This is a genomic window from Lentzea xerophila, assembly GCF_051094245.1.
Classification (GTDB): Bacteria; Actinomycetota; Actinomycetes; order Mycobacteriales; family Pseudonocardiaceae; genus Lentzea; species Lentzea xerophila.
Window position 1 is genome coordinate 4192672 of record NZ_CP194934.1, and the last position, 16393, is coordinate 4209064.

General features: G+C 69.7%; 14 protein-coding genes. 7 read left to right on the top strand and 7 right to left on the bottom strand.

All coding sequences use genetic code 11. From position 1 onward, the window contains the following. Window positions 1–12: 12 nt before the first annotated feature. The 3 genes from ACRSBM_RS19975 to ACRSBM_RS19985 all read right to left on the bottom strand — a co-directional run bounded on the left by ACRSBM_RS19975 (window position 13) and on the right by ACRSBM_RS19985 (window position 4302). Entirely contained in the window at window positions 13–1827 is a 1815-nt protein-coding gene (locus ACRSBM_RS19975; RefSeq protein WP_434445130.1) for a S8 family peptidase, read from the bottom strand. A gap of 161 nt (window positions 1828–1988) precedes the next feature. Then, entirely contained in the window at window positions 1989–2927 is a 939-nt protein-coding gene (locus ACRSBM_RS19980) for a sigma-70 family RNA polymerase sigma factor (RefSeq protein WP_434445131.1), read from the bottom strand. A 79-nt stretch (window positions 2928–3006) separates the two neighbouring features. Continuing rightward, the gene (locus tag ACRSBM_RS19985) at window positions 3007–4302 is read right to left on the bottom strand and encodes a hemolysin family protein (RefSeq protein ID WP_434445132.1); all 1296 of its coding nucleotides are present in this window, start codon (window positions 4300–4302) and stop codon (window positions 3007–3009) included. A gap of 91 nt (window positions 4303–4393) precedes the next feature. Here ACRSBM_RS19985 and ACRSBM_RS19990 point away from each other — a divergent pair, with 91 nt between their 5' ends. The 4 genes from ACRSBM_RS19990 to ACRSBM_RS20005 all read left to right on the top strand — a co-directional run bounded on the left by ACRSBM_RS19990 (window position 4394) and on the right by ACRSBM_RS20005 (window position 7283). Then, window positions 4394–4789 carry an ATP-binding protein gene (locus ACRSBM_RS19990; protein ID WP_434445133.1) on the top strand — a complete coding sequence of 132 codons (396 nt, stop codon included), beginning with the start codon at window positions 4394–4396 and terminating at the stop codon, window positions 4787–4789. 79 nt (window positions 4790–4868) lie between these two features. Further along, window positions 4869–5609 (top strand): hypothetical protein, encoded by a 741-nt coding sequence (locus ACRSBM_RS19995; protein ID WP_434445134.1) that lies wholly within the window; start codon window positions 4869–4871, stop codon window positions 5607–5609. 10 nt (window positions 5610–5619) lie between these two features. Then, on the top strand, window positions 5620–6681 hold the full coding sequence (locus ACRSBM_RS20000) for a sensor histidine kinase (protein WP_434445135.1): 1062 nt from the start codon (window positions 5620–5622) through the stop codon (window positions 6679–6681). Next, complete coding sequence (locus ACRSBM_RS20005; RefSeq protein WP_434445136.1) at window positions 6678–7283, top strand: response regulator; 606 nt, start codon at window positions 6678–6680, stop codon at window positions 7281–7283. Before ACRSBM_RS20000 ends, ACRSBM_RS20005 begins: the two co-directional genes overlap by 4 nt. Before the next feature lie 59 nt (window positions 7284–7342). Here the strand turns inward: ACRSBM_RS20005 and ACRSBM_RS20010 are convergent, their stop codons facing one another. Both ACRSBM_RS20010 and ACRSBM_RS20015 read right to left on the bottom strand, forming a co-directional pair. Further along, window positions 7343–8425, bottom strand: coding sequence for an oxygenase MpaB family protein (locus ACRSBM_RS20010; RefSeq protein ID WP_434445137.1), 1083 nt, complete (start codon window positions 8423–8425; stop codon window positions 7343–7345). A gap of 282 nt (window positions 8426–8707) precedes the next feature. Next, entirely contained in the window at window positions 8708–9349 is a 642-nt protein-coding gene (locus ACRSBM_RS20015) for a GntR family transcriptional regulator (RefSeq protein WP_434445138.1), read from the bottom strand. Between the two features lie 50 nt (window positions 9350–9399). On the opposite strand from ACRSBM_RS20015, the gene ACRSBM_RS20020 reads away from it, so the two are divergent. Both ACRSBM_RS20020 and ACRSBM_RS20025 read left to right on the top strand, forming a co-directional pair. Further along, a complete protein-coding gene (locus ACRSBM_RS20020; RefSeq protein WP_434445139.1) occupies window positions 9400–9816 on the top strand; it encodes a VOC family protein in 417 nt (138 codons plus the stop codon). Window positions 9817–9913: 97 nt separating this feature from the next. Then, complete coding sequence (locus ACRSBM_RS20025) at window positions 9914–11155, top strand: cytochrome P450 (protein WP_434445140.1); 1242 nt, start codon at window positions 9914–9916, stop codon at window positions 11153–11155. A gap of 6 nt (window positions 11156–11161) precedes the next feature. Here ACRSBM_RS20025 and ACRSBM_RS20030 read toward each other — a convergent pair whose 3' ends face one another. Further along, window positions 11162–11752 carry a TetR/AcrR family transcriptional regulator gene (locus ACRSBM_RS20030; protein WP_434445142.1) on the bottom strand — a complete coding sequence of 197 codons (591 nt, stop codon included), beginning with the start codon at window positions 11750–11752 and terminating at the stop codon, window positions 11162–11164. A gap of 104 nt (window positions 11753–11856) precedes the next feature. Here ACRSBM_RS20030 and ACRSBM_RS20035 point away from each other — a divergent pair, with 104 nt between their 5' ends. Further along, a complete protein-coding gene (locus ACRSBM_RS20035) occupies window positions 11857–14937 on the top strand; it encodes a S8 family peptidase (protein ID WP_434445143.1) in 3081 nt (1026 codons plus the stop codon). Here the strand turns inward: ACRSBM_RS20035 and ACRSBM_RS20040 are convergent. After that, the gene (locus tag ACRSBM_RS20040; RefSeq protein WP_434445144.1) at window positions 14915–15745 is read right to left on the bottom strand and encodes an NmrA family NAD(P)-binding protein; all 831 of its coding nucleotides are present in this window, start codon (window positions 15743–15745) and stop codon (window positions 14915–14917) included. The two genes, ACRSBM_RS20035 and ACRSBM_RS20040, sit on opposite strands and share 23 nt — an antisense overlap. Window positions 15746–16393: the final 648 nt, after the last annotated feature.

Below are 16393 nucleotides of genomic sequence, written 5' to 3' on the forward strand. Positions count from 1 at the left end.
CTTCGAACAGAGTTAGAGCGTCAGGCTCCACGTGTCGATGGTGCCGACATCGGCGGTAGCGGCGTCACGGACCCGGAGCGTCCAGGTGCCGTTGCGCGTCTCCGACGACAGGTTGGCCGTGTAGGTCTGGGCGATGTTGTCGGCGCTGCCGCCCGCACGGTTGTGCAGGTTGTAGGCGGTACCGTCCGGCGCCACCAGGTCGACCACGAGGTCACCCTTGTAGGTGTGCTTGATGTGCACCTCGACCTTGCTGCTGGCCGACGCCGTGCCGGTGCAGCCGCTGAAGGTGATCGCCGAGGACACCGTCGCGTTGTCGCGGATCGCGACGTCCGTGCCGTTGGTCTGCGTGGCGCAGGTGGCCGAGCCGACCGTCCAGGTGAACGACGTGCTGCCCGAACCGCCCGCGGACGCCGTCGCCGTGACGGTCACGTTGTACGTGCCGGCAACGGAAGCGGTACCCGAGACGACACCGGTGGACGACCCGATCGACAGACCGGTCGGCAGGCCGGACGCCGACCACGTGTACGGCGCGGTGCCGCCGGACGCGGACAGCTGCAGGTTCGCCGTGCCGTTCAGGGCCGTGGCCTGGTTGCCCGGGTTGGCCACGGAGACACCGGGAACGCCCCCGGTGTTGGTGCGCAGCAAGCGGTTCGCTGAGTTGGCACCGGGGTTGGTGACCTTGTTCGGGGTCGCCTGGGCGAGGATCGCCGCGTGCACCTCGGCCGGGGTCTTGGCCGGGTTGTCCGCCAGGTACAGCGCGGCCGCGCCGGCGACGTGCGGGGACGCCATCGAGGTGCCGCTCATCGTGGCCGAGCCGGAGTTGTTGCTGTAGGACGCGGAAACGATGTCCTGGCCGGGTGCGAACAGGTCGCTGCAGGTGCCGTAGGAGGAGAACGACGCACGGGCGTCGGTGCGGGCCGTCGCCATGACGTTGATCGTCTCGGTGACGCGCTGCGGTGAGTACTTGCAGGAGTCGTCGTTGAAGTTGCCCGCGGCCACGACGTAGGTGATGCCACGGCCGATCGACGCGCGGACGGCGTCGTCGAGCACACGGCTCGGCTCGTTCGCCGTGCCGGTGTAGAGGCTCATGTTCGCGACGGCCGGCAGGACGGCGTTCGCGGTGACCCAGTCGACACCCGCCGCCTCGGTCGACACGGAGCCGCCACCGGCGCAGTTGAGCACGCGGACGGCCTTGAGCTTGACGTTCTTCGCCACGCCGTAGGTCGTGCCGCCGACCGTGCCCGCCACGTGCGTGCCGTGGCCCTGGCAGTCCTTGCCGTTGCGGCCGTCGGTGAACGCGTCGAAGCCGAACGTCGCGCGCCCGCCGAAGTCGGCGTGGTCGTAGTTGATGCCGGTGTCGATCACGTACGCGGTGACGTTCGCGGCACCGGTGCTGTAGCTGTACTTGCTGTTGAGCGGGAGGTCCGCCTGGTCGACGCGGTCCAGGCCCCACGACGGCGGGTTGAGCTGGTCGGCCAGGACCTGCACGGTCCGGTCCTGCTCCACATAGGCCACCGACGGATCCGCGGCCAGGCGCTTGGCCTGCTGCTTCGACATCGTGGCCGAGAAGCCCTTGAACGCGGCCCGGTAGGTGAAGCCGACCTTGCCGCCGTAGCGCGACGCCAGGTCGCTGACGCGGCCGTTGACCTCCGAGCCCGTCGTGGTGTTCTTGAGCACCACGATGTAGCTGTCCTGAATCGTGTTCGGCGCGCTTTCCGCGACGATGGGCCCCTCCGGCTGTGCGGCCACAGCCTGTGGGAGCGCTAACACGGTTCCGGCGACGGCGATAGCCGCCACACCGAGCGTGCGCAGGGTGCGTTGTCTCATCACTGCTCCTTGATCGCAGGGAACCGCGTGCGAACGCGGGCCGGCCCTCGACGGCCCAAGATTGCGTTCACACGCGGTTGCGAAACAGCGTTAGTCCGTTATCGGACGTGATGAGTCTTTAGTTGCGACAACGATGAGAACAAGCGACTTTCGTACGGTTGTCAGCCGGCGAGCGCGAAAAGCTCGTCCCGGTCGCCCGACTGCTTGAGCTGGGCGAGCGACTGCTTCTCGAGCTGGCGGATCCGCTCACGGGTCAGGCCGAGCTCCTCCGCGACCTCCTGGAGGGTGCGGGACCGCCCGTCCTCCAGGCCGTAGCGCAGGCGCATGATCCGGCCCTGCCGTTCGGGCAGGACGTCCAGGAGGGACCGGACGCCCTCGGTGAACTCCTGCTGTTCCACGAGATCCGGCGCAGACACGCCGTCGGTGTCCTGGATCAGGTCTCCCAGCACCGAGTCGCCCTCGCCGCCCACGGGCGTCTCCAGCGAGACACAGGTGCGGGCGGCGTCGCGCATGTCCTGCACGCGCGACGGCGAACACTTGGCCTCGGCGGCGACCTCCTCGACCGTGGCCTCACGTCCGAGCGACGCGGACAGCTTGTGCGCGATCTTCTTGAGCTTGTTGACCTCTTCCACCACGTGCACCGGCAGGCGGACGGTGCGGGTCTGCTCGGCCAGACCCCTTTCGATCGCCTGGCGGATCCACCACATGGCGTAGGTGGAGAACTTGTAGCCCTTGGCGTAGTCGAACTTCTCGACCGCGCGGATCAGGCCGAGGTTGCCCTCCTGGACCACGTCCAGGAAAGGCAGGCCGCGGAACGAGTGCTTCTTCGCGACCGACACGACCAGGCGCAGGTTCGCGCGGATCATGTGGTCCTTGGCACGCTCGCCCTGGGCGACCAGTCGCCTGAGCGAACGGCGGTCACGCTTGGTGTCGCCGGTCTCCAGCAGGTGGGCGGCGTAGACACCGGCCTCGATGCGCCGGGACAGGTCGACCTCCTCGGCGGCGGTGAGCAGCGGCGTGCTGCCCACGTCGCGCAGGTACTGGCCGACCAGGTCCGCGTCCTGCTGTCCGGACGCGCGGTTCTTCAGATCTGCGGCCATGACAAATCCCCCCGTTTCCGTTGGCAGGAGTGGCAGCCAGAAGTGGCCGCACTTGTGTGTAACGGTTCAGAGGCCCACTTCATTCCGCGATTTCGCCTGTGACCTCAGCCTCATCCGGTTGGCGACGCTTCAGCCGCACCTGCGTGATCGCGTGGTGCTCGACCTCCAGCACCTCGATCTTCCAGCCCGACACCTCCACCACGTCACCCGGTTGTTCGGGAATACGGCCGAGGAGCAGCAGCACCAGTCCGGCGACCGTCGAATACGGACCGGATGGCGGGTCACGCAGTTCGACGCCGACGTCCACCAGGTCGTGCACCGGGAACGTGCCCTGCAGCTCGATCGAACCGTCCGCCTCGGCACGTACGGCGACCGCGTCCGAGTCGGTCTCGTCGTAGATCTCACCGACGATCTCCTCGAGCAGGTCCTCCAGCGTCACGATGCCGTCGACCGCGCCGTGCTCGTCGACCACCAGGGCCAGCTGTTCGTGCTCGGACTTCATGCGCCGCAGCGCGTCGGTGACACGCACGGAGTCCGGCAGCACCATCGGCGCACGCAGCACGTTCACGAGCGCTACCTCGTCGTCGAGCAGGTCGCGCAGGTGCACCACGCCGACCACGTCGTCCAGGTGACCCTCCTTGGTCACCGGCGCCCGCGAATGACCGGACTTCGCCAGGATTTCCCGCGCCACGGCGGTGTCCAAACCTGCTTCGAGGATCGTCACCTGACGGCGTGGCACCAGGACCTCGCGCAACCGTCGTTCGTGGATCTCCAGCGCGCCGGTCATGATCGTGCGTTGTTCGGGGTTCAGATGTTGTTGCACTGCAACGAGATCACGCAGTTCTTCGGTCGACATCTGCTCGTCGTCGACGTTCGGGTCGCCGCCGAAGATCCGCACCACGAGGTCGGTCGCCCTGCTGAGCAACCACACCACGGGCCTTGACACCGTCGAGAGCAGGTCGAGGGTGCGCGCGACGATCTTCGACCAGCGCACCGCGTACTGCATCGCGAGGCGCTTGGGCGCCAGTTCCCCGAACACCAGCGTGACGAACGTGAGCACCACCGTCACGAGCGCGATCGCGACACCGTTCGCGGCGCCGCCCAGGAAGCTCAGCAGCGGCACGACCGGAGCCGCGAGCGACACGGCCGCGGTCGCCGAGGCCAGGAAGCCCGACAACGTGATACCGATCTGGATGGTCGCGAAGTACCTGTTCGGATCGCGCGCCAGCCGCACGAGCGTGCGGTGTCCTTCGCGTTCCAACGAACGCAACTGGCCCTCGCGCAGCGACACCAAAGCCATCTCGCTGCCCGCGAACGCCGCGTTGAGCAGTACGAGCACCGCGACCAGCGCGAGGTTGAAGCCATAACCATCCACACGTTTGGGGTAGCACGCGTGGTGGTATTTCGCACCCTGACGGCCATCTTGAGCAGCCAGGAAGGCCTCAGCCGAACGAGGTGGGACGGAGATGGACTCCCCAAAGGTGCTGAGCGCCTCCCCGAGAACCGTGCACTCTCTGCCCGAGGATGCCCCTGACCTGGCCATGATGCGCGTGTGGGTCGGAACCCTGTTGAGGGACCTGTCCGAGGACATCACACTCGACGTCTTGCTCGTGTGCACGGAACTAGCCAGCAACGCCTATGAACACGCCGACGGACCCAGATCCCTCCGTGTCCAACGGCACACCGGCTTCGTCCGGGTGGAGGTCGACGACCACACCCCGGCCGCGCTTCCGCACCTGGGAGAGTCACGGCTCGGTGACTCACGGGGCCGCGGGCTGATCCTGATCGCCCAACTCGCCCGTTGCTGGGGCACTCGCGAATTCACCGGCGGCAAGACCGTCTGGGCAGAGGTGGACGCATAGTTCTTCTGTGCGTTTCGCACAGAGAAGTCATGACATCGCACGGATGGGTCTTGCCTGGCCTTCCGCCGATTCTCGATGCATGACAACTGCGATTTCGCCGGCCGTGAGGCCGCTGGTGCGCCACGGAGCCGAGATGCTCGTGGCGATGTTGATCGGGATGGAGCTGCTCGGGGCGTTGTGGGCGCCTGAGCGCGTCGAGGTCGCCGCCCTGTGGATGGCGGTGGCGATGTCCGTGCCGATGGCGTTGTGGATGCGCTACCGCGGCCACGGCCGGATCTTCGAGATGTGCGCGGCGATGTTCGTGCCGTATTTGGCGTTGCTGGTGCCGTACTGGTTCGGGCTGCTCGACGGCGGCGCGGTCGAGATGGGCGGGCACCTGCTGATGCTGCCCGCGATGGCCGCGGTGCTGATCCGCTACCGGCACGAGCACGGGACGCCGAGCACGAACCCGGTGGTCAGGGCGCTGGGCGACCGCTGGCCGGCCGTGATCGCGCTGACGGCGTCGTTCGACTTCTGGCAGGCCCCGCTCGTGCCCCCGGTGTGGACCCTGCTGCTGTGCCAGGCGGCGTACCTGTTCTGGGGCCGGAAGGCACCACGGGTGCAGCTCGTCGTGTTCGGCCTGTACGCGGTCCTGGCCTCGGCGGTGGTCGTGGTGTCGCCCCAGGCCGGGGTGTTGCTGATCGCACTCGGGTGGGGCGCGCACGCCGTGTGGGACCTCGTGCACCACGTCCGCAACGCCGTCGTGCCGCGCTGGTGGTCGGAGTTCTGCGGCGTGTTCGACCTGGTCATTGCCGTCACGATCCTGCTGATGTGGTTCTAGGCTGATGGCGATGAACGATCTTCCGCACACCGCGCTGCGAGGCACCCTGCACGTGCTGTGGGTGAGCTCGCTCGCCGTGCCGCTGATCGCGGTGTTGCGCGAGCCCTCGGCCACCCGCTGGCTCGGGGTGCTGGGCCTGCTGGTGCTGGCCGTGGCGTACGCGCTGACGCTGCGGGGCGGGCCGCTGTGGGTGCTCGTGGCCGCGACGCTGGCGACGATTCCGCTGGTCGCGCCGGTCGGCCCGGACGAGCTGTTCACGTGGGCGTGGATCGGCGGCGCGGCGGCCGGGTTCGCGCCGCTGCTGCTGACCGGCGTCTGGCGGTGGCTCGCGGCTATCGGCGCGGTCGTGCTGGCCGGGCTGGTCGGGTTCTTCGTCACCCGCGACCACACGACGTACCAGATGATCGCGGCCTCGCTCGGAGCGACGATCATCGCGATGGGCGGCCTGCCGATGTGGTTCGCGGGCCTGCTCGCCCAGGCCAGGGCCGGGCGCGAGGCGCAGGCGGAGCTCGCGGTGAGCGAGGAGCGGCTGCGGTTCGCCCGCGACGTGCACGACCTGCTGGGCCACCGGCTGACCGTGATCGCGCTGAAGTCCGAACTGGCGGGCCGGCTCGCCGCGAGTGACCCGGAGAGGTCGGCCGCGGAGGCGTTCGAGGCACAACGGCTCGCGTCGTCGGCACTGGAGGAAGTACGGGACGCGGTGCACGGCTACCGCGCGGTGAACCTGCCCGAACAGCTGGAGGCGGTGCGCGACGTGCTGCGGGAGGCCGGGATCCGCTGCACGATCTCCGACGTGCCGGTGCACGGCGAGCGCGCCACGCAACTCGCGCTGGCGTTGCGGGAGGCGTGCACGAACGTGTTGCGGCACAGCCACGCGACGTGGTGCATGATCGACGTCGCTGTCGCCGAGGAGGAGGTGCGGATGACCGTCACCAACGACGGCACCGGGAAACCCGCGGGCGAGGGCAACGGGCTCCGGGGCCTCCGTGAGCGGCTCGTGGCCGTGGGCGGCCGGGTGTCGGCGGAGAAGTCCGGCGACGTGTTCACCCTGCAGGTCGTGGTGCCCGCGTGATCAGGGTGCTGCTGGCCGACGACGAGGAGCTGATCCGCGACGCCCTCGCGGCACTGCTCGACCTCGAACCGGACCTCGAGGTGGTGGCCCGCGCCGGTGACGGCAGGGCCGCCGTCGAGGCCGCGCGGGCGCACCGCCCGGACGTGGCCGTGGTGGACCTGCAGATGCCCGAACTGGACGGCCTGGAGGTGACCGAGGAACTGGCGCGCGTGCTGCCGTCGTGCGCGGTCGTGGTCCTGACCGGGCGGGGCCGGCCGCCGCACCTGCAACAGGCCCTGCACGCGGGCGCGAAGGGCTTCCTGCCCAAGGGATCGCCCGGCGGGACGCTGGCCGACGTGATCCGCCGCGTCCACTCGGGCGGCCGCTGGGTGGACCCGGCCCTGGCCGCCGACGCCCTGGCCGCTCCCCCGTGCCCGCTGACGCGGCGCGAGCTGGAAGTGTTGCGGCTCAGCGAGTTCGGCACGCCGGTCGCCGAGATCGCCGCGCGCACCTCGTTGTCCGCCGGGACCGTGCGCAACCACCTGTCCGCCGCCGTCGCCAAGCTCGGTGTCGCCGGCCGCGCCGAGGCGTTCGGGCTGGCGCAGGAGCACGGCTGGCTCTAACGCCACTCAGGGCTCGTACTTGGCGAGTGAACACCTTTGCGACGGCGGCTTGCCGCGTCCTAACGCCTCAGACAGGCCGGCACGGTCAGTGTGGTCGACTGCCCGTCCGTGAGGGTGCGGACACTGGCGCCGAGCAGCAGGTCACCGGCCTTGTCCAGCACCGCGCGGGCGACCCGGCTGCCGTCCTCGCCACGTTCGAAGGCCCGCATGACCTTCGCACCGGCCCCGACCGCGCGCGTCCAGCCCTTCGAGTGCGGGACCTCCAGCCAGTCCGCGACCTCCGCGTCGACCACCTGGCGCACCATCGCCGCCACCACACCGTCGAAAGCCTTGCCAGGCACGAACTTCTCGTACAGCTCGACGAGGTTCCTGGTCAGCTCGACACCTTCCGCGGACGGCGCGTAGGACGCCCGCACCATGCTCCGGCTGAGCTCCTCGGCCTCGCCGAACGTCTCCGGCATGGCGTCCGCGCGGATGCCGAGCACCGCACCGGCGACGCGCCAGACGTGGTAGTAGTCCTCCGCCTCGACGTCGGTCACCGAGACGCCGATGCGCCGCATCCCCTCGACGACCTGCACGGAGAAGATCAGCATCGCGCCGAGCAGGTCCTGCTGGCACACCGGAACACCGTCCGCGTCGTGGTCCCACTCGGGTGAGCGGCCGACGAAGTAGCGTACCGCCGCGTGGATCAGCCGCGTCTTCTGGACCGTCGGGACGAACGAGCCGTTCAGACCAAAAGCGTTGGGCGCCATCATGTTCAGCACGAACTGCGACGTCTCCGACAGCCTGCGGTGCGGCTGGTTCAACCGGTGCGTCAGCGTGAGGACCTTGGAGGGCCGCGGTTGCGCGTAGCAGTTGACCATCGCGCCGAACGACAACACCGACGCCACGTGCACGCCGTCGTCGATGAAGAACTCGTGGGCGCGGGCGACGCGTTCCTCGTCCATCCACTCCGGCGGGGTGTCGGTGGCGATGAGGTAGTCGCGGACGATCGGGGGCAGGTTCTCCGGGATGGGCTCGTCGTTGCCGCGGAACTCCGCGAGCACCTGGTTCACCTCGTTGAGGCTGCCGGTCTCGATCAGGTGCGCGATCACGGCGTCGGCGAGCGGGTCGCCCTCGTACTTCAGTGCTTGCAGGTCCACGCCGCCGAGCGTAGGAGCGGTTGTGGGGCTTTGATCGTCGTCATCACCTCTTCGGCCCAGTGAATCCACGCGATCGTGCGGGGGTGCGGTATCGGCTGGGGTAGGAGAAGCCGGTGAACGAGCGCTCCGTGGGCTGGTCGAACTGCCGCTGATCGCCGCCGAGGCCTTGCGGCGCGCAGCCGTGAGCCGCACGTGAGCCGACGGCCGACACTCCGACGGCGTCGGCGGGTCGGCCTCCCCACGGTCAGGGGCCGTGAGTTGAGCAGGTCGAACGCGCGCCCGTCAGGAACCAGAACTCAGCAAGTCGAACGCGTGCCGGCGGTGCTCCGCGAACAACTTCAGCGCCCCCTCCACGTTGCCCAGCCGAAGCGCCGCCACCAGGTCCCGGTGCTCCTCCCGGATCTGCTCCAGGTAGCCGTCCGTGCTCACCTGGACCCGAGTGATCAGGAACAGGTGCACCTGCGACCGGATCGCCTCCCAGGCCTGCGCCAGCCGCGAGTGACCGGCGGCGGCGTACACGGCGTCGTGGAACGCGATGTCGCAGCGCACCATCTCGTGCGGCGTCGAGGCTCGCTCCATCTGGGCGGCGGCCGCCGCGATGGCGTCCAGGGACGCGTTCGTCGCCACGACGCGCTGGACGGCCAGGACCTCCAGGGCGCCGCGCAGGCTGTCCAGTTCGGCGACGTCCTGCACGGAGAGCACGGCCACGGTGGCGCCCCGGTGCCACTCGGCGCGCACGAGGCCCTCGCGTTCGAGTGAGCGCAATGCGTCGCGGACCGGCCCGCGGCTCACCTGCAGGGCCTCGGCCAGTTCCACCTCGCGCAGCGCACTGCCCGGCGGATAGCCGCCGTCGAAGATCGCCTCGCGGATCATGTCCGCGACCTCGTCGCCCAGACCTCGGCGCCGCGCCGGTCCCACTGTCATGTGACTTATGTTAACGAGATGACATCTTGTAGGAATGTTAACATTCCTACATGCCTTCCATCCCGCGTTTCCACCTCGCCATGCCCGTCGACGACCTTGCCGCCGCCCGCCGCTTCTACGGCGTGACGCTCGGCCTCGAGCAGGGCCGCAACTCCGACACCTGGATCGACTGGAACCTCCACGGCCACCAGTTCGTCACCCACCTGGCGCCGCGGACCGAGCGCGTGAGCAACCCCGTCGACGGCCACGACGTGCCGGTCCCCCACTTCGGCCTGGTCCTGACCGTCGACGAGTTCCAGGTGCTGGCGGAGAAGCTGACGAACGCCGGCACGAAGTTCGTCATCGAGCCGTACGTGCGGTTCAAGGGCGAGCCCGGCGAGCAGTGGACGATGTTCCTGCTGGACCCGGCGGGCAACGCGCTCGAGTTCAAGGCCTTCGCGGACGACGCCCAGGTGTTCGCGGTCTGAAGAACCGTTAAAAATCTTGCACGATGCGCAAGTTTCGGTAGCGTGGAGGTGACCCCGAGCAAGGACCTGGTCACACCAGGTCAGATAGGGAGAGGCCATGACCACGGCCGAGCGGCAGCGCAGCGTTCAGGAGCTCATCCGTCCACAGCTGCCCGCCGAACTCACCGCGCGCGACGGATGCCCGTTCGACCCGGCCACCCGGCTGACCGAGTTGAGCGGGCACGGGCAGATCCACAAGATCGAGCACAACGGTGACACCGTCTGGCTCGTCACCGGGCACGACGAGGCGCGGGCGGTGCTGGCCGCGCCGCAGATGAGCGCGGACCGGAACAACAGCCCGCGCGCCAGGGCCCTGATCTCTCCCGAGCTGCACGCCGAGCTGTTCCCGCCGGAGCGCCGGGCCGGGGCGTTCGTCTTCATGGACCCGCCCGAGCACACCCGCTACCGCCGGATGCTGACCGGCCAGTTCACCGTGCGGCGGATGCGCGACCTCACCCCGCGCGTGCACGAGATCGTCACCGCCCAGCTCGACGCGATGATCGAGAAGGGACCGCCGGCCGATCTCGTGCACGACTTCGCGCTGCCGGTGCCGTCGCTGGTGATCTGCGAGCTGCTGGGTGTCGACTACGGCGACCGCGACGAGTTCCAGCTCCGCACGTCCAAGCTGCTCAACCTCACCACCACGATCGACGAGCAGATCAAGTACGGCACCGAGCTGCGCCTGTTCATCCGGCAGCTCGTCCGTGAGAAGCAGCAGAACCCCGGCGGCGACCTGTTGTCCGGGCTCGTGCGCGACACCGACCTCAACACGGACGAGCTCGTCGGTATCGCGAACCTGCTGCTCGTCGCGGGCCACGAGACCACGGCGAACATGCTGGGACTCGGCACGTTCGCGCTGCTGGAGCACCCCGAGGAGTTCGAGAAGCTGCGGGCGGACCCGGAGCTGGCCGAGAACGCGGTCGAGGAGCTGATGCGCTACCTGTCGATCATCGGCATGGGCGTCTCACGGCATGCCACGAAGGACGTCGAGATCGGCGGCGTCACCATCCGCGTCGGCGAGACGGTCGTGGTGTCGGTGCCGGCGGTGAACCGCGACGAGCGCGAGTACGACGACCCGCACGCCCTGCTGCTCGACCGGCCGCGTGGCCACCACGTGGCGTTCGGGCACGGCATCCACCAGTGCCTGGGCCAGCAGCTGGCGCGGGTGGAGATGGCGATCGGCTTCACCGAGCTGCTGCGCAGGCTGCCGGCGCTCAAGCTCGCCGTGCCCGCGGACGAGGTGCCGCTGCGCACCGACATGGCGATCTACGGCGTGCACAAGCTCCCTGTCACGTGGTGAACGCGGTCACCTGGTGAACCCGGTGCCGAGCTGGTCGATCATCCGATTGACCAGCTCGGCCGCCGTGTACCGCTCCGAGGCCTGGGGTGTGTCCAGCCACCACTGCAGGACCGCGCGGATCGACGCGAGGATCGCCGACGCCGTCACCGCCGGATAGGGGTCCAGCTGGGGGTCGGCCCCGCAGCGCGCCGCGATCGCCGTGGCCAGCGCCTGCTCACGCGCGGAGTAGGCGGCGAGCACGTGCGGCAGCAGCGCCGGGTGCCTGCGCAGCTCGCGCAGCTGGCGGAGCCGTTCGAGGTCGACGTGCTGCGGGTGGATCGAGTGCAGCGCCTCCCGCAACGCGACGAGCACCGGTTCGCCGGGCGGCCGCGCGGCGAACTCGTCCACGAACGCGGTCGCCGTGGCCGTGTCGCCCGCGACGACCGCTTCCTCCTTGGACGAGAAGTAGTTGAAGAACGTCCGCAGCGACACGCCTGCCGCCCGCGCGATCTGGTCCACCGTCACCCGGTCGAGGCCGTGCTCCACGCACAGGCTGCGGGCGGCGTCACCCAGCGCCTCCCTGGTCGCCGCCTTCTTGCGTTCACGCAGGCCCGTCATGGCGGAAAGCGTAGAACGTACCGGAAATTGGTATAGACCTTGCCACTCCGCGAGCACCTCACTACGGTCCGTGAGAACGCTCTCACAGACCTACGGAGGACCGGGTGCGCGTACTCGGAGTCGTCGTACTGGCCGGTGCCCTGCTCACCGCCGGCCAGTCCCATGCCGCTGCGCCCAGAGCGACAGCGCCGCCGGCACCCACCGTCACGCTGATCACCGGGGACCAGGTGCTCACCGGGCAGCGGGCCGTCAAGCCGGCCCCCGGCCGCGAGCGCGTCCTGTTCTCGACCTACACCGCCCAGGGCCACGAGTACGTGGTGCCGCACGACGCCATTCCGATGATCGCGGACGGCCGCCTCGACGAGCGGCTCTTCGACGTCACCGAGCTCGCCACCTACGGCGGGGCACTGCCGGTGATCGTCACCTACCCCGAAGGCACCCTCGGCGCGCAGTCCGGCCTCCGGCTCCGCAGCATCAACGGTGTGGCGTTCGACGCCGCCAGGACGCCGCTCCTCGGCGGTCTGACCGCGTCCGGCGCCGAGAAGATCTGGCTCGACGCCAGGCGCCGGGCGAACCTCGACCGCAGCGTCGCCCAGATCAACGCCCCGGCCGCCCACAGCGCGGGCCTCACCGGCGAGGGCGTCACGGTCGCCGTCCTCGACACCGGCGTCGACCACACCCACCCGGACCTCGCGGACCGCGAGATCGGCGAGCGCAACTTCTCGAGCTCCCCCGACACCGCCGACCGTTACGGCCACGGCACGCACGTGGCGTCGATCATCGCTGGCACCGGCGCGAAGAGCGGCGGCAAGTACCGCGGGGTGGCGCCGGACGCGCGCATCCTCGACGTGAAGGTGCTGGGCGACAACGGTTCCGGTCAGGACAGCGGGATCATCGCCGGCATGGAGTGGGCCGTCGAGCAGGGCGCTCAGATCATCAACATGAGCCTCGGCGGCTACGACACGCCCGCCGTCGAGCCGCTCGAGGAGGCGGTCGGCCGCCTCAGCGCCGAGAAGGGCGCGCTGTTCGTCGTCGCCGCCGGCAACAGCGGGCCGAACGCGAGCACCGTCGGCTCACCGGGCTCCGCCGACGCGGCACTGACCGTCGGCGCGGTCGACGAGCAGAACCGGATCGCGGCGTTCTCGAGCCGCGGCCCGACGAAGTCCGGCACGCTCAAGCCGGACCTCACCGCGCCCGGCGTCGGCATCGTCGCCGCCCTGCACTCCGACGGCCGCATCGGCGCGCCGGTCGCCGACGGCTACACCTCGCTCGACGGCACCTCGATGGCCACCCCGCACGTCGCGGGCGCGGCGGCGCTCCTGCGCCAGCAGCAGCCGGGCCTGAACGGCACCCAGCTCAAGGCGCGGCTGACCGGCAGCACCACGCCGACCGAGGGGCTGACGCCGTTCGAACAGGGCTCCGGCCGCGTCGACGTCGCCAAGCTGATCAAGCAGAACGTCACGTCGAACCCGGCCAGCATCAGCTTCGGCACCCACCAGTGGCCGCACACCGGCGAACCCGCGCTGTCCAAGGAGATCACCTACTCCAACGCAGGCTCGGAGCCCGTCACGCTCGAGCTGTCCACCGAGACGACCGGCACCCTGTTCAGCGTCTCCCCCGCCAGGCTCACGGTCCCCGCGGGCGGCACCGCGACCGCCACGGTCACCGCGGACGTCGCGAAGCAGCCGGCCGGTGGTGTGGCCGGCGGCGCGGTCGTCGCGAGCGGCCTGCGCACGGCCGTCGTCGCCGACCTCGAGGTGGAGAGCTACGACGTCACGGTCAGCGGGACCGACAGGTCCGGCGCCAAGGCGGGTTCCACGTTCGCGTACCTGATCAACGTCGACACCGGTGCCCGCGCCTGGCCGAACAGCACGACCGGCGTCGCCCGAGTGGCCAAGGGCCGGTACCTCCTGTCCGGCAGCGTCCAGTCGTCGACCGGCGGCTACACCCACGACGTCATCAACTACCCGAACCTGACCGTCTCCGGCACGACGACGATCGACCTCGACGCGCGGAAAGCCGGGCCGATCCAGGTGCGGCTCCCGGTCGCCGCGCGGTTGTCGTTGCTGCAGACCGGTTTCGAACGGGTCGTCGGCGATACCTCCTACACGATCGGCAACTTCTCGGTCGGTGGTGCGATCGACCACCTCGGCATCGCGAGCCTCGGCCCCGACTCGCCCGAGGTCACCGGCAAGATCGCGACCTTCTGGACCGCTGGACCGGACTTCTACGGACTCGCCTGGTACCGCAAGGGATCCGCGCCGAACGGCCTGAGCAGGACGGTCGCGGCGAGGGACCTCGCGACGGTCAAGGTCGACATGCCGGCGTTGAAGCCGGGCCAGACCGCGTCGATCGGTCACACGTCGGCGCCCGAAGGCCGCGCCGACTGGGGTTACGGCTCGCTGGACAACCTGGCGCCCGGCCCGCGCACCGAGTACTACGGCGGCGAGGGTGGCGACTGGTCGCGCAGGTTCAACCTGTTCGACGAAAGCGGCAACATCGGCGCGCTGGCCGGCCCGCTCAAGCACTACCGGCCGGGCAAGTCCTACGTGGAACCGTTCAACCGTGCGGTATTCGGCCCGGCGCTGCCCGCGAGGCGGGACGTGCCGCACTCGTTCCGCACCGGCGACTTCGTCCGGGTCACCGTGCCGCTGTACGGCGACAGCGCGGGCAACGAGGGCTACGGCCCGGTGACCGAGGCCAAGACCACGCTGTACCGCAACAGGACCAAGGTGGCCGAGACGGCCGAGGCCGGCTGGGCGGCGGTCGACGTCGAGCCGGGCGCCGCGACCTACCGCCTGGAGACGTCCGCGACCCGCGACACCGCGCTGAGCTCCACGGTGTCCGGCGTCTGGACGTTCCGCAGCGACACCACGGCCGAGCGAACCGCGTTGCCGCTGTCGGTCATCCGCTTCACCCCGCGGCTGGACGACGACGGCTTCGGCCGCGCCGGCCAGATGCTCTCGGTGCCGATCTCCACCCAGTCGCAGGTGGACTCGGTGCGCGTGACGTCCGTCGAGGTGTCCTACGACGGCGGCACCACCTGGCGCCGCACGCCCATCACGAACGACCGCGTGCTGCTCGCCCACCCGCGCGACGCCAAGTCGGTCTCCTTGCGCGCCAAGGCGTCCGGCAGCGGCCAGACCGTGGAGCAGACGATCGTCAACGCGTACCTGCTCCGCTGAGAAAGGCGCCCGCGTGCTCGCGAGCCCACGAGGCGAACGAGCGCGCGGGCCTTCCCAGCACGTCCTCGACCGTCGACACCACCGTGTACCCCTCGGCGGGCATGTCCCGCTTCCACCCGAGCAGCAGGTCGGCCACCTCGGCAGGCCGCCCCGCCGCCAGCATCTCCTCGCGTGCCTCTGCTTCCGACTGCTCGACGTAGCGGATCTCGCGGCCGGTCGCCGCACTGATCGCCGCCACCTGCTCCGGTACGGACAGCGACTCCGGCCCCGTCAGCACGTACGCCCGGCCGCCGTGCCCACCTCCCACCAGCACGGCGGCCGCAACCGCGCCGATGTCACCTTCGTGCACGAGCGCACTCCGCGAGTACGCGAACGGCTCCCGCACCTCCCCCTTCGTGCGCACCGACTCGGCCCAGGCGAGCGAGTTCGACATGAAGTCCGTCGGCCGCAACACCGTCCACTCCAGCGAACTGGCCGTGACCGCCTCCTCCATCGGACTCCGCGACCCGCTCCACAGCACCGTGATCCGCCGGACGCCGGCGTCCTCCGCGCGGCGCACCAACTCCGGCCCGGTGAGCAGCTCGGCGTAGTCGTCGCCGGCGTTCGACAGCACGTGAACGCCGGTGACGCCGTCGAACGGGATCGTCTCCGGCCTGGTCAGGTCTCCCTCGACGACCTCCACCTGTGCCGGGAGGTCCGCCGCGGCCGCGTTCCTGGTGACAGCACGGACCCGCTGACCCGATGCGAGCAGTTCGGCCACCACGTGACGCCCGGCGTTCCCGGTCGCCCCTGTCACGAGAATCGTCATGGCGGCGACCGTAAGACCTGCAGTTAACTGGAGATCAAGCCAGGAGGTCCCGCGTGCGAGAACTGACAGACGAGGTGGTCGCCGGCCACGGTCGGCCACCCACCCGCACCCCGCCCGGCGACGCGGGAGGTCCGGTGTGGTGGGGCGACGAGGTCTGCTACCTGGCGCTGACGCCGCCGCACCTGCAGGGCGGCAACGCCGTCTTCGGCTGGCCTGGACACCGAGTTCCACCGCCTCGACGGGCTACTGGTCCTGCCGCGGGAGACCAGACGAGACGGACCGTTCGGCTCGTCACGCTCATCCACGGCGCCCTATGCCACTCGCCGACCCAGCGTGTGCACAGGCTGGATCTGCTGAACCGAACCAGAAGGTTGTTCGCGAAGCTGTGAATCTTGCGCAAGCCTTGCGGAAGGCCCGCAAGCCCGTAGCAAACCAGCGCAAGCAGAACAATCAAGATCGAATGAATTTGTGCAGGCCGTTCGGGGGCGAACCTCCTCGATCGCAGGACATCTCGTCGCTGGTGGCCGCACTCGCGTACTCTGCGAGGTCGTTCGGATAACCCGACGAACCGCCGTCTTTCCTGTTCTGACGGCTCTGTCGCAAATTTGCGCAATCACGTCGAGATATTGCGGTAATCTGCTAGTCACT

Bases quoted from the DNA above. Each gene is read 5' to 3' on its own strand.
- ACRSBM_RS19990 (WP_434445133.1), top strand. From the start codon at position 4,394: ATGGACTCCCCAAAGGTGCTGAGCGCCTCCCCGAGAACCGTGCACTCT.
- ACRSBM_RS20020 (WP_434445139.1), top strand. From the start codon at position 9,400: ATGCCTTCCATCCCGCGTTTCCACCTCGCCATGCCCGTCGACGACCTT.
- ACRSBM_RS20040 (WP_434445144.1), bottom strand. From the start codon at position 15,745: ATGACGATTCTCGTGACAGGGGCGACCGGGAACGCCGGGCGTCACGTG.
- ACRSBM_RS19975 (WP_434445130.1), bottom strand. From the start codon at position 1,827: ATGAGACAACGCACCCTGCGCACGCTCGGTGTGGCGGCTATCGCCGTC.
- ACRSBM_RS19995 (WP_434445134.1), top strand. From the start codon at position 4,869: ATGACAACTGCGATTTCGCCGGCCGTGAGGCCGCTGGTGCGCCACGGA.
- ACRSBM_RS20025 (WP_434445140.1), top strand. From the start codon at position 9,914: ATGACCACGGCCGAGCGGCAGCGCAGCGTTCAGGAGCTCATCCGTCCA.
- ACRSBM_RS20015 (WP_434445138.1), bottom strand. From the start codon at position 9,349: ATGACAGTGGGACCGGCGCGGCGCCGAGGTCTGGGCGACGAGGTCGCG.
- ACRSBM_RS19980 (WP_434445131.1), bottom strand. From the start codon at position 2,927: ATGGCCGCAGATCTGAAGAACCGCGCGTCCGGACAGCAGGACGCGGAC.
- ACRSBM_RS20030 (WP_434445142.1), bottom strand. From the start codon at position 11,752: ATGACGGGCCTGCGTGAACGCAAGAAGGCGGCGACCAGGGAGGCGCTG.
- ACRSBM_RS20000 (WP_434445135.1), top strand. From the start codon at position 5,620: ATGAACGATCTTCCGCACACCGCGCTGCGAGGCACCCTGCACGTGCTG.